Origin of the sequence: Streptomyces sp. NBC_01261 (assembly GCF_036226385.1) — a bacterium.
GTDB lineage: Bacteria > Actinomycetota > Actinomycetes > Streptomycetales > Streptomycetaceae > Streptomyces.
Genome location: NZ_CP108463.1, coordinates 3498371 through 3511209 on the forward strand (window position 1 = coordinate 3498371; position 12839 = coordinate 3511209).

Annotated in this window: 12 protein-coding genes; 7 read left to right on the plus strand and 5 right to left on the minus strand. The window is 69.4% G+C overall.

The window, feature by feature from the left end:
- Window positions 1-26: 26 nt before the first annotated feature.
- Window positions 27-1439 carry a sensor histidine kinase gene (locus OG226_RS14950; protein ID WP_329349216.1) on the minus strand — a complete coding sequence of 471 codons (1413 nt, stop codon included), beginning with the start codon at window positions 1437-1439 and terminating at the stop codon, window positions 27-29.
- Window positions 1440-1448: 9 nt separating this feature from the next.
- Window positions 1449-2135, minus strand: coding sequence for a response regulator transcription factor (locus OG226_RS14955; RefSeq protein WP_328678120.1), 687 nt, complete (start codon window positions 2133-2135; stop codon window positions 1449-1451).
- Window positions 2136-2425: 290 nt separating this feature from the next.
- Here OG226_RS14955 and OG226_RS14960 point away from each other — a divergent pair, with 290 nt between their 5' ends.
- The 7 genes from OG226_RS14960 to OG226_RS14990 all read left to right on the plus strand — a co-directional run bounded on the left by OG226_RS14960 (window position 2426) and on the right by OG226_RS14990 (window position 8812).
- Complete coding sequence (locus OG226_RS14960; protein ID WP_019060965.1) at window positions 2426-3202, plus strand: amino acid ABC transporter ATP-binding protein; 777 nt, start codon at window positions 2426-2428, stop codon at window positions 3200-3202.
- Between the two features lie 191 nt (window positions 3203-3393).
- Window positions 3394-4236, plus strand: coding sequence for a glutamate ABC transporter substrate-binding protein (locus tag OG226_RS14965; RefSeq protein ID WP_328678123.1), 843 nt, complete (start codon window positions 3394-3396; stop codon window positions 4234-4236).
- A gap of 52 nt (window positions 4237-4288) precedes the next feature.
- A complete protein-coding gene (locus OG226_RS14970; protein WP_328678125.1) occupies window positions 4289-4957 on the plus strand; it encodes an amino acid ABC transporter permease in 669 nt (222 codons plus the stop codon).
- The gene (locus OG226_RS14975; RefSeq protein WP_329349217.1) at window positions 4954-5862 is read left to right on the plus strand and encodes an amino acid ABC transporter permease; all 909 of its coding nucleotides are present in this window, start codon (window positions 4954-4956) and stop codon (window positions 5860-5862) included. Before OG226_RS14970 ends, OG226_RS14975 begins: the two co-directional genes overlap by 4 nt.
- Before the next feature lie 175 nt (window positions 5863-6037).
- A complete protein-coding gene (locus tag OG226_RS14980) occupies window positions 6038-7633 on the plus strand; it encodes an FAD-dependent monooxygenase (protein WP_329349218.1) in 1596 nt (531 codons plus the stop codon).
- A 265-nt stretch (window positions 7634-7898) separates the two neighbouring features.
- Window positions 7899-8414 carry a cysteine dioxygenase gene (locus tag OG226_RS14985; protein ID WP_329349219.1) on the plus strand — a complete coding sequence of 172 codons (516 nt, stop codon included), beginning with the start codon at window positions 7899-7901 and terminating at the stop codon, window positions 8412-8414.
- Window positions 8411-8812, plus strand: coding sequence for a rhodanese-like domain-containing protein (locus OG226_RS14990; protein WP_329349220.1), 402 nt, complete (start codon window positions 8411-8413; stop codon window positions 8810-8812). Before OG226_RS14985 ends, OG226_RS14990 begins: the two co-directional genes overlap by 4 nt.
- Before the next feature lie 54 nt (window positions 8813-8866).
- Here OG226_RS14990 and OG226_RS14995 read toward each other — a convergent pair whose 3' ends face one another.
- From OG226_RS14995 to recA, 3 genes are all read right to left on the minus strand, one after another.
- On the minus strand, window positions 8867-9829 hold the full coding sequence (locus OG226_RS14995; protein ID WP_443044925.1) for a sugar ABC transporter substrate-binding protein: 963 nt from the start codon (window positions 9827-9829) through the stop codon (window positions 8867-8869).
- Between the two features lie 628 nt (window positions 9830-10457).
- Window positions 10458-11441 (minus strand): recombination regulator RecX, encoded by a 984-nt coding sequence (recX, locus tag OG226_RS15000; protein ID WP_328678135.1) that lies wholly within the window; start codon window positions 11439-11441, stop codon window positions 10458-10460.
- 3 nt (window positions 11442-11444) lie between these two features.
- Window positions 11445-12578, minus strand: coding sequence for a recombinase RecA (gene recA, locus OG226_RS15005; protein WP_328678136.1), 1134 nt, complete (start codon window positions 12576-12578; stop codon window positions 11445-11447).
- Window positions 12579-12839: the final 261 nt, after the last annotated feature.

Consider the following 12839-nt stretch of genomic DNA (forward strand, 5'->3'; position numbering starts at 1 on the left):
TCAACTCCGGCCCCTGAGTCGCCCGTTCAGGCCGTGGGGCCGCTCCTGGGCACCGACACGGTCACCTTGAGGCCGTGCGGCTCGTGGTGGTCGTACGTGAGCGAGCCGCCGCCCGCGGCCAGCAGGACCTGGGAGATGGACAGGCCGAGGCCGGAGCCCTTGATGTTCTGGTGGCGGGCGCTGCGCCAGAAGCGGTCGCCGACGCGGGCGAGTTCGTCCTCGGTGAGGCCCGGGCCGTGGTCCGTGACGACGACGGTCGAGGTCTCGCCGTTCGACGCGACCGTCACCTCGACGGACTCGTCCTCGGGCGTGAACTTCACCGCGTTGTCGATCACCGCGTCCAGGGCGCTGGACAGCGTGACCGGGTCGGCCCAGGCCGTGGTGGGCGGGCAACTGCCCACCAGGCGCACGCCCTTGGCCTCGGCGGTCGGTGCCCAGGCCGCGACGCGCTCGGCGGTCAGCGCGCCGATGTCGGTGATCCTGAGGTCGGCGTCCGCGTGCTCGGCCAGGGCCAGGTCGAGCAGGTCGTCCAGGACCTGGGTCAGGCGTTTGCCCTCGGTGCGGACCGAGGCGATCTCGTCGTTGTCCTCCGGCAGTTCGAGTGCGAGCAGTTCGATGCGCAGCAGGAGCGCCGAGAGCGGGTTGCGCAACTGGTGCGAGGCGTCGGCGACGAAGGCGCGCTGCTGCTCCAGCACGTCCTCGACGTTGTCCGCCATCTCGTTGAACGAGCGGGCCAGGCGCTGGAGTTCCGGCGGCCCGCCGGCGGCCGCGACCCGGGACTTGAGGCGTCCGGTGGCGATGTCGTGGGTGGTGGCGTCGAGGACCCGTACGGGTCGCAGGACCCAACCGGTCAGCCGGAGGGCCGCGCCTACCGCGAGCAGCATCGCGGCGATCTCGCCGGCGCCGATCGTCAGCCACCCGCGCAGGGTCCGTGAACGCATCGGCCCGGTGGGCGAGTCGGTGACCACTACGGCGATGACGTCGCCGTCCCGGATGACCGGCGAGGCGACGACGAGGCGGTTGCGCTGCCAGGGCCAGACCTGTTCCGGGTCGTGGCTGCGGCGGCTGAGGAGCGCCTCGGCGAACGCGTCCCGCACCTCGCCCGTCTTGGGCAGCAGGAAGTCGTCCGGCGCGTTCGCCATGGAGATGTCGGTGCGGTAGAAGACGCCCGCGCGGATGCCGTAGACCTCGTAGTAGCTGGCGAGTTCGCGGTCCAGGGTCTCCTGGCGCTCGTCCGGAACGGTGTTGGCGGGGCGTGATCCCGTGGGCGCGTCGGTGACGAACTGGGCGAGGGCCGCGAACCGCGCGGTGTCGTCGATACGGTCGACGATCACCTTCTGCTGCTGGGCCGCGGCCGTGCTGATGGCGAGCGGGACGCCGAGCGCCAGCAGTACGGCCGCCATCAGGACGATGAGCAGCGGGAGGAGACGTGTGCGCACCCGGGCCCGCTACGCGGCCGGGGCGACGAGCCGGTAGCCGACGCCTCGTACGGTCTCGATCAGTGCGGGCATCCGCAGCTTGGCGCGCAGGGACGCGACATGCACCTCCAGGGTGCGTCCCGTGCCCTCCCAACTGGTGCGCCACACCTCGCTGATGATCTGCTCCCGCCGGAACACCACTCCGGGGCGTTGTGCCAGCAGCGCCAGCAGGTCGAACTCCTTGCGGGTCAGTTGGACGACCGAACCGTCGACGCTGACCTGGCGGGTGGGCAGTTCGATGCGTACCGGGCCGAGCCGCAGCGCGGTGTCGCCGCCCCCGCCGGCGTCCTCGTGGACGCTGCGCCGGCTGACGGCGTGGATGCGGGCGAGCAGTTCCCCGGTGTCGTACGGCTTCACCACGTAGTCGTCGGCTCCGAGGTTGAGGCCGTGGATGCGGGAGCGTACGTCGGAGCGGGCGGTGACCATGATCACCGGGGTGCTGGTGCGCTTGCGGATCTTGCCGCAGACCTCGTAGCCGTCCTGGTCGGGCAGGCCGAGGTCGAGGAGGACGACACCGAAGCCGTCGCTCTCGGGGACGAGCGCCTGGAGGGCTTCCTCACCGCTGCGGGCGTGCGTGACGTCGAATCCGTGCCGCGCCAGGACCGCGGACAGAGCGGCGGCGACATGGTTGTCGTCCTCGACGAGGAGCAGTCTCATCCCGGCCCCCTCCGGTTCATCGTTCGTATGGTGTCGGCCTGTACAAAAGCACGTCTCACGCGCGCGTGCACCCAGGCAGTCACGCTGATGGACGAAGACGCCGTCAAGTGGGTTCCGGTTGCGTGCGGCCTTCCGTTATCCAGCCGGTACGGATCCCGGCGACAAACTGCTACGACACGTGTCCTATTGCTATCCGATCGTGATGCTCAGATCTCGCTCAGATGTGATGACGCTGGTCGTGAGGCCTCACTACTGTCCTCCGCAACCGACGAGGACGGAGCCAGCAAGCGATGACCGAAGTATCGGTGGCCAAGGAAGATGTGGCCGCGACCGGCGAACTCGTCGTCCTGAAGAGCGTCAACAAGCACTTCGGCGCGTTGCACGTACTCCAGGACATCGATCTGACGATCGCCCGCGGCGAAGTCGTCGTGGTGATCGGACCCTCCGGGTCCGGGAAGTCCACTCTGTGCCGCACCATCAACCGCCTGGAGACGACCGATTCGGGTTCGATCACGATCGACGGCAAGCCGCTGCCCCAGGAGGGCAGGGAGCTGGCCCGACTGCGTGCCGATGTCGGAATGGTCTTCCAGTCCTTCAACCTCTTCGCGCACAAGACCGTGCTCGAAAACGTGATGCTGGGTCAGATCAAGGTCCGCAAGGCCGACCGCAAGCAGGCCGAGGAGAAGGCCCGGGCGTTGCTCGACCGGGTCGGCGTGGCCACGCAGGCGGACAAGTACCCGGCCCAGCTGTCCGGCGGTCAGCAGCAGCGCGTCGCCATCGCGCGGGCGCTGGCCATGGACCCCAAGGTGATGCTCTTCGACGAGCCGACCTCGGCCCTCGACCCGGAGATGATCAACGAGGTGCTGGAGGTCATGCAGCAGCTCGCCCGGGACGGGATGACGATGATCGTCGTCACCCATGAGATGGGCTTCGCCCGCTCGGCCGCCAACCGAGTGGTGTTCATGGCGGACGGCCGCATCGTCGAAGAGGCCGTGCCGGACCAGTTCTTCAGCAACCCGCGCAGCGACCGGGCCAAGGACTTCCTGTCGAAGATCCTTCACCACTGACGACCCGCTGACCATCGCCGACGACCACTGACGATCAGCCACGACCGCTGACGAACCGCTACAGCCAGCCACTGGCGGCCCGCCGACGACGGGCGGCCGCCGACTGCCGCTGAGGGTCCCGCACGCCCTCAGGGCCATCCTCACGCGCCCTGACGGGCCCTCATCTCCTCTCCAGCCAAAGGATGTTCACCATGAAGCTCCGCAAGGTCACCGTGTTCGCGACCACCGCTCTCGTCCTCTCGCTCGCCGCGACGGCGTGCGGGAGCAGCGACAAGGACGACTCCGGTTCGGGCTCCGGCGGCGGCAGCAAGGTCAAGATCGGCATCAAATTCGACCAGCCCGGCCTCGGCCTGAAGCAGCCGGACGGGACCTACGCCGGCTTCGACGTGGACGTGGCGACCTATGTGGCCGGGCAGCTCGGCTACAAGCCCGCCCAGATCGAGTGGGTCGAGACCAAGAGCGCCGACCGCGAGAACGCGCTGGCGCGCGGCGACGTCAAGTTCATCGCGGCCACGTACTCGATCAACGACGAGCGCAAGAAGAAGGTCGACTTCGCGGGCCCCTACCTGCTGGCCCACCAGGACCTGCTCGTCAAGAAGGACTCGACGATCGCGAAGGCCACGGACCTCAACGGCAAGAACCTGTGTTCCGTGACCGGCTCGACCTCGGCCCAGAACATCCACGACACGATCGCCCCGAAGGCCAACCTCCGTGAGAACGCGGGCTACTCGGAGTGCATCGCGGCCCTCCAGAGCGGCGCCGTCGACGCCGTGACCACCGACGACTCGATCCTCGCGGGCTTCGCCGCGCAGGACAAGTTCAAGGGCCAGTTCAAGCTCGCCGGCCTGAAGCTCAGCAACGAGAACTACGGCATCGGCGTCAAGAAGGGCGACTCCGCGACTCTCACCAAGATCAACACCGCGCTGGAGAAGATGGTCAGCAGCGGCGCCTGGCAGACCGCGGTCACCAAGAACTTCGGCCCGGCCGACTACAAGAACGAGCCCGCCCCGAAGATCGGCAACATCGTCAAGTAGGCCCGAGAAAACCCCGGTAAGGCAGGCCCCATACCCGGAAGCGCGGGAGATCGTGTTCGACTTTCTTCAAGGTTATGACGTCCTCGGGGCGTTCTGGATGACGGTGAAACTCACCGTCCTCTCCGCCCTCGGCTCCCTGGTCTGGGGCACACTGCTGGCCGGCATGCGGGTCAGCCCGGTCCCCCTGATGCGTGGTTTCGCCACCTTCTACGTCAACACCGTCCGGAACATCCCTCTGACGGTCATCATCGTCTTCACCTCGCTCGGCCTCGCCGACATCTTCGGCGTGACCATGGGCGCGTCCGACGACTTCAAGGTGCAGGGTTTCCGGCTGGCGCTGCTGGGTCTCGTGGCGTACCACGCGGCCTTCGTCTGCGAGGCGGTGCGTTCCGGCATCAACACGGTGCCCGTCGGGCAGGCGGAGGCGGCCCGCGCCATCGGGCTGAGCTTCAGCCAGGTGCTGCGGATCATCATCCTTCCGCAGGCGTTCCGCGCGGTCATCACTCCGCTGGCCAACGTGCTGATCGCGCTGACCAAGAACACCACCGTGGCGGCCGCGATCGGGGTCGCCGAGGCGGCCGCCCTGATGAAGACGATGATCGAGAACGAGGCCCAGACGGTCGCCATCGGCGCGGTCTTCGCGTTCGGCTTCGTGGTACTGACCCTGCCGACCGGCCTCCTCCTCGGCTGGCTGGGCAAGCGACTGGCGGTGAAGCGATGACCTCCGTCCTCTACGACGCGCCCGGCCCCCGTGCCAAGCGGCGCAACGTGCTCCTCTCTGTCGTGTTCTTCGTCCTGCTGGCCCTCTTCTTGTGGTGGGTCTGGCAGACGATGGACGACAAGGGCCAGCTGAAGTGGGCCCTGTGGCAGCCGTTCACCACGTCGGACGCCTGGACGACGTATCTGCTGCCGGGCCTCGGCGACACCCTGAAGGCCGCCGGCCTCGCCATGGTGATCGCCCTCCCCCTGGGCGCGTTCTTCGGTATCGCCCGGATGTCCGACCACCGGTGGGTGCGTGTCCCGGCCGGCGTGGTGGTCGAGTTCTTCCGGTCGATCCCGGTCCTGCTGCTGATGCTGTTCGCGAACGAGTTCTACGTCCGCTCCACGAACATCGGCAGCGAGGAACGGCCCCTGTACGCCGTCGTCACCGGCCTGGTGCTCTACAACGCCTCGGTGCTCGCCGAGATCGTCAGGGCGGGCATTCTGTCCCTCCCCAAGGGGCAGACGGAGGCCGCGCACGCGATCGGTCTGCGCAAGGGCCAGACGATGACGAGCATCCTGCTCCCGCAGTCCGTGACCGTCATGCTGCCGGCCATCGTCAGCCAGCTCGTGGTCATCGTGAAGGACACCGCGCTGGGCGGCGTGATGCTGGGCTTCACCGAGCTGCTCAACGCGCGCAGCACCCTGGCGGCCAACTACGCCAATGTGGTGGCGAGTTTCATCGTCGTGGGGATCATCTACATCGTGCTGAACCTCGTCCTCACCACCTTCGCGAGCTGGCTGGAGCGCAGGCTGCGGCGCAGCAAGAAGAGCACGGGCGCGACCGTCGACCTCGAAGACGCCACGGGGCTCAACCCCGCGCAGGTGGGTGGCGGCTTCGGAACCGGCGCCGGCGGCACGATCTGATGATCGGTCAAGTGGCATGAACGACACGGAGGCAGTGGCATGATCGCCACTGCCTCCGTCACTTGACGCAAGCACCGGCAATAGGTTGCATACGTTCTGTGATCGTGCACCCTGCTCCAACTTCCTGTTCACATGCGTCCCTGAGGACACCGTCACGGGCAGGGGGCGCCACACCGTGGACCCGGTGATCATCGTCGGGGCGGGGCCCGTGGGGCTCACGCTCGCCCTGGCACTGGCGCGGCAGGAGGTGCCCTCCGTCCTTCTCGACGAGGGTCCGGGCAAGGACGAACCCCGCCCGGCGCGCACTGTCGCCCTCAGGGAGGACACCGCGGCACTCCTGGAGCGACTCACCGGCGTACCCCTCGCCGAGCTCGGGACGCGCTGGGCCGGATGGCGGTCGATGCGGCGCAAGCAGGTGATGCGCGAGATCACGTTCGACGAGACCGAGCCCGCCCCCCTGCACATCGCCCAGCACGTCCTCACCGGCGCGCTCCGGCAGGCGCTCGCGGGCGAACGACTCGTGAAGATCGCCCCGGACAACCGCCTCGACTCCATCGAACAGGAGCCCTCGGGCGTCACCGCCCACACCCGCGGCCCCAAGGGCACGTGGTGGCGCGGGAGTTACCTGGTCGGCTGCGACGGCCCGCGCTCGACCGTGCGCAAACTCCTGGACATCCGCTTCCCCGGTCGTACGGCGGTGGAGCGACACGCCGTGGCCGCGCTGCGCACGGAACTTCCGTGGCCCGACCAGGCGTTGTTGCATCGGGTGCCGCCGTGGCGGACGTCCGGACCCTCGGCGGGGGAGGTCACCGGACGCCCCCTCCCGGACAGCGTGTGGCGCCTGGACTGGCTGCTGCCGCCGGGCAAGGACCTGGTCACCCCCGAGCTGCTGCTGGCCCGCATCCGGGAGACGCTCGCGGGCTGGACCGAGGGCCCGACACCGCCGTACGAACTGCTCGACACCGGAGTGCACACCGTGCACCACCGACTCGCGCGGCGGTGGCGGGCGGGGCGGGTGTTCCTCGCCGGGGACGCCGCGCATCTGCTGGGGGCGCTCGGGACGCAGGGGCTGGACGAGGGGCTGCGGGACGCCGACAACCTCGCCTGGAAGCTGGCCCTGGCCTGGCACCACGGGCCGCACGAGCCGCTGCTCGACAGTTACCAGGCGGAGCGGCGGGCGGTCGTCGCGGCCCGGCTGCGCGCCGCCGACCAGGCGCTGCCGCTGGTGCGCGGCGGCGCCGGACTGCGCTCGGTCGTGCCCGGATCGGCCCGCGGCCACGACGTGCTGCTCACGGACGGTCACCTGGGGCACGGCGCGCTCGGTGCGCCGGGGGCGTACGCCGACTCACCGCTCGCGCCCCGGCACATCGAGGCGGAGGTCCCCGTGGACACACCGCCCGGCGCGCCGGTCACCGACGTCCTGGTCACCGCCGAGGACGGCGCCTTCGTACGGCTGCGGGACCGCCTCGGGCGCGGCTCCCTGCTGGTCGTCCTGGTCGCGCCGGGCACGGGCGTGTGGGAGCGCAAGCACTGGGTGACGGCCGGAATCATGCCCCGCCTGGCCGCCGCCGTGACGGCGCTGCCGCACCCGGCCGAGCTGCTGGTCGCCGAGAGCTACCCGGGCGCAGCCGCCCACACCGTCCTTCTCGTACGGCCCGACGGGCACCTGGTCACAGCGCTGAGCGGGGTGCGTCCGGCCGACCTCTACGCGGCGGCCGAGGCGACCCTGGGCGGCCCGACGAGGACGGAGGCCACAGCCGGCTCGCGCTGAGGCCTCCGTACCCGAACTGTCCACATAGTGACGCTGAGTTGACCGGCCCGTACCGCCGTGCTGTACTCCGGACCATGACCGACACCTCTGTCCACCTCTGGCGGAAGGTCCATCTGGACCTCGTCCGCTACGTGGGCTGTGTGTGTCACGTCGCCTGCTGAATTCGCATCTCTCTCACCCGCGCGCGCCACTGTCGTGATGCCTGCGCGCACCTTCGCGAACACTCATCAGGACGGTGCACGTGTCTGCCTCCCCTTCTGCCTCCGTGTCCCCCGCCGCACCCTCCCAGGCCCCGACGCAGGCGGACCTGCTCGACTTCGTCCGGCGCACGGCCGCCGACGCCGAGCTGATCGCCTCGCTCCCCCTCGACCCCGAGGGCCGCACCTGGGTGCGGCTCGACGGTCCCGGCGGCAGCGAGGCCTGGCTGATCGGCTGGCCGCCCGGCAGCGGCACAGGCTGGCACGACCACGCGGAGTCGGTCGGTGCCTTCCTCACCGCCGCCGGCGAACTCAAGGAGAACTCGCTCGCCGCCCGGCTCCCGAGCAACGGCTGGAAGACCCTCGAACTGGAGGAGGGCGTGGACCGCGAACGGCGACTGCCGACCGGCAAGGGCCGCGCCTTCGGTCAGCACCACGTCCACGAGGTGCTCAACGAGTCCTCCGAAGAGCACGCGATCTCCGTCCACGCCTACTACCCACCGCTGCCGCAGATCCGCCGCTACAGCCGTACGGGCCCGGTGCTGCGCCTGGAGCAGGTGGAGCGCCCGGAGGACTGGCAGTGAGTGCCGCGCACGAACAGCCGCTCGGCATAGACGAGTTGCTGGAGCGGACGCGCGAGACCTACGAGCGGATCGAGGCGCGGGCTGCGTACGAAGCGGCCCGCGACGACAAGGCCCTCCTGGTCGACATCCGCTACGCGGCCCTGCGCGACCGCGACGGCCTCATCCCCGGCGCCCTGGTCATCGAGCGCAACGAACTGGAGTGGCGCCTCGACCCCCAGGGCAGTCACCGCGCCCCCGAAGCCACCGACCACGACCTGCGCGTCGTGGTGATCTGCAACGAGGGCTACGCGTCCACCCTGGCCGCCGCGTCCCTGCACCGACTGGGCCTGCACCGCGCGACGGACCTCGTCGGCGGCTTCCAGTCCTGGAAGGCCGCGGGACTGCCTGTCACGTCGTAGACACTGTGTCCACGACGTGACACACCGGGTCTACGACGTGACGCGCCGACCCGCTCACGACCCGTCGGAGGGGCAGTAGAGCGGGGCGGTGTCCGCGTTGGTCCTGGTGATCAGGCGGGCCGGTGTGGTGGCGATCTTCTCCACCTTCTCCTTACGGAGAAGGCTGATGGTGTTGGTGACGGCCAGTTCGCCGGTGTCCTTTGCCGAGTTGGAGACGGTGGCGGCGAAACGACCGCCCTTGAGGGCGGCGAGGGCCTCGTCGGTTCCGTTGACCGTCACGATCTTGACCTTCTTGCCGCCGGCCGCGTCGAAGGCCCTGCGGGCGGCGAACGCCATCTCCTCGTTGGCGACGAACGCGTAGTCCAGATCGGGATGCGCCCTGATCATGCTCGCGGCGACGATCTTCGCCTTCGCGGCGACGAACATGGCGGGCTGGTTCGCGACCACCTTCACATTCGCCGGCAACCCCTTGGTGAAACCGCCGACGAGCAGGTCGGAGGCGGCGCCGGGCGCGCCCGCGATGACACCCACCTGCACCTCGCGCCCTGCGGCGTCGTCCTCGATCCAGCCGGCGTCCAGCTTGCCCACCGCCTTCAGGTCCACGACGACGGCCCCGAGGATGTCGGACGGATCGGCACTGACCGAGGTCAGGAAGATCGGGATGTGCGCGCTCTTGGCCTTGGCGATGTCGCTCTTGAGGGCGGTGGTGTTGACCGTCTGCAGGATGATCGCGTCGACGTGGCGCGCGATCATGTCCTGGATGTTGGCCAGCTCCCGCGCGGCGTCCTGATGCGAGTTGACGGTGACGAGCTTCGCGAAGTTGCTCTTGGCCGTGTTCTCGATCGACTCCTGCAGACAGGTGTGGAACTCGGTGCTGCCGCCATTGACGAACCCGAGGGTGGTGGGCCCGTCGTCGGCGGGCGTGGCACTGGACTCCAGTCCGCAGCCACTCAGTAGGAGACCGGTACCGACCAGGAGGACCACCAGCGTTCTTCGGTGGTGAGCGGGCAGGGACAAGAACAAGGGAGGCCGCCTTTCAGGGCGTACGAGGACCGGTCGGTGAAACGACCGGAGGCACTCGGGCAGGCCTGGCTGCGGCTCAGCGGGCGGGATGGCCGGGGTTCGGCAAGCGTGGGGGCCGAGGCTCGGCAGCAGAAGCTACTCCCGCGGCAAACATGCGCACCCTCTGCGTCGTGCACGCTAAGTCTGCGGAACGTGTGGCCTTCGGTGAGGCGGGTGGCCGCGTGGCCGCTGGGGGGGGATCTCTGACGGTTGCCGTCGCTCGCTTTCGGGACGGACGACCGGGGGTTCCCGCGTTCACTCCCTGGCGGTCGCCACCGTGACCGCCAAGACGAGGCCCATGGCCAGATAGTGGAGCTCGGCGTTCGCCTACTGCCGCTGCCTTGTGGGCGCCTCCGCGCCGGGTGTGCCGGGTTCCTGCGCCATGCGTGCACAGCCGTTTGTACACAGGTGTCTGCGCGCTGGGTCAATCCGGCGTCTACAACCGGGAGTTGGCCCTACCCCGGGCACGGACCCGGTGCTTGCCTGAACGCGGTCGGCGCCCCCGCGCGTCCACCGTGTTCAGGACGTTCGCACCGCCGAGGGATCGGAACCGGGGATCGATCAGAACCGGATCGATCCCGGATCAGTACCCCTCGTCCCCGAGGAACTCCGTGTCCTCGCCCTCTTCCTCCAGTGCCTGCCGGACCACTCGGAGGGCCATGCCCTGGGAGTAGCCCTTGCGGGCCAGCATGCCCGCGAGGCGGCGCAGCCTCTTGTCGCGGTCGAGGCCCCGGGTGGACCGCAGTTTGCGGTCGACCAGTTCACGGGCCGTCGCCTCCTCCTGCTCGGAGTCAAGCTGGGAGACGGCCTCGTCGATCAGCGTCGAGTCGACGCCCTTGGTGCGCAGCTCCTGGGCGAGCGCGCGCCGGGCCAGGCCCCGGCCGTGGTGGCGGGACTCCACCCAGGCATCCGCGAACGCGCCGTCGTTGATCAGCCCGACCTCCTCGAACCGCGACAGCACCTCGTCCGCCACCTCGTCCGGGATCTCCCGCTTGCGCAGGGCGTCCGCGAGTTGCTTGCGGGTGCGCGGGTTCCCGGTGAGCAGGCGCAGACAGATGCCTCGCGCCCGCTCGGCGGGGTCCGTCGGCGGTTCCTCCTTCTTCTCTGCCTTCTCCGCCCTCGACGAGGAGAAGTCGCCTCCGTCCCCTCCGGACGACTCGCCGAAGCCGCGACTACCGGCACGGCGCCCGCGTCTACCGCGTGCGCCGTCACCGCGCGCCGTAGACCCTCGCGAGCCGCCCTCGCCACGCGCTCCGCGACCGCGGCGCGAGCCGCTGCCGGGTGCGTCGTCATCGGCGGACCCGTCGCCGGGCGGACTTCCGCCGGGCGCCGAGCTTCTGAAAAGCCGACCGGTGCCCGCCGGACCATCGTCGGGCTCCGGGCCGCCGAAAGGCGGACCGGTCTCCCCCGCAAGACCGCCGCCCGGCTCGTCGCCGTACGGCCCGTCCATGCCGTACGGCTCCTCTGCCGTGCTGCCCGCACCGTAGGCCAGGCCGTCGCCGCCTCTCCCGCGCCCCTGCGGGGCGTCGGGATACGCGTACTCGGACCAGTCCGTTCGTCGTGTCACGGGTCAGCTCTTGGCTGCCGTGGCCTTGGCCTTGGTGGTCTTGGCCGCGGCCGGAGCGGGCACCGCCTTGGCGGCGTCGTCCGTGGCGGTGGGGACCGCCGCGTCCGCGGTCGGCTCGGCGGTGGGCTTGTCCTTCTCCGGACGGACGCCCACGCCCAGCTTCTCCAGGATCTTCTTCTCGATCTCGTTGGCCAGGTCGGGGTTGTCCTTGAGGAAGTTGCGCGCGTTCTCCTTGCCCTGGCCGAGCTGGTCGCCCTCGTACGTGTACCAGGCGCCGGCCTTGCGGACGAAGCCGTTCTCCACACCCATGTCGATCAGGCCGCCCTCGCGGCTGATGCCATGGCCGTAGAGGATGTCGAACTCGGCCTGCTTGAAGGGCGGCGCGACCTTGTTCTTGACTACCTTGACGCGGGTGCGGTTGCCGACCGCGTCGGTGCCGTCCTTGAGGGTCTCGATACGACGGATGTCGAGTCGCACCGAGGCGTAGAACTTCAGCGCGCGGCCACCGGTCGTGGTCTCCGGGGAGCCGAACATCACGCCGATCTTCTCGCGGAGCTGGTTGATGAAGATCGCGGTGGTACCGGACTGGTGGAGCGCGCCTGTGATCTTGCGGAGCGCCTGGCTCATCAGACGGGCCTGCAGACCGACGTGGCTGTCGCCCATCTCGCCCTCGATCTCCGCGCGCGGGACGAGTGCCGCGACGGAGTCGATGACGATGAGGTCGAGGGCGCCGGAGCGGACCAGCATGTCCACGATCTCCAGGGCCTGCTCGCCGTTGTCCGGCTGGGACAGGATCAGGTTGTCGATGTCGACGCCGAGCTTCTTCGCGTACTCGGGATCGAGGGCGTGCTCCGCGTCCACGAACGCGACCTGGCCGCCGGCCCGCTGGGCGTTCGCCACCGCGTGCAGGGTCAGGGTCGTCTTGCCGGAGGACTCCGGGCCGTAGACCTCCACCACTCGGCCGCGCGGCAGACCGCCGACACCGAGGGCGACGTCCAGTGCGGTCGACCCGGTGGGGATGACCTCGATGGGCTCGTTCGGCCGCTCGCCGAGGCGCATCACCGCGCCCTTGCCGAATTGCCGTTCAATCTGTGCGAGTGCGGCGTCCAACGCCTTCTCGCGGTCGGTTCCTGCCATGGGTTCCACCCGGTTTGCTTGAGTCGATCGCTTCACGTCAAAGACGCTAACGCCTGCCACTGACAATGCGTCCCGACGCCCGCCCAGCCTGTGGATAACTCGGACACTTCGCCATCAAAAGCCTGCCGAAATGCCCGTCATGGCCTCGCCGGAACTTCCATGAGAATGGATGTTCGATTTTCATGTCAAGCGCACCACGCGGCACTCGCGTCATCGATGTCCCGTGACGCCCACGCCGTGGCGACGCTTCGAAGGACATGG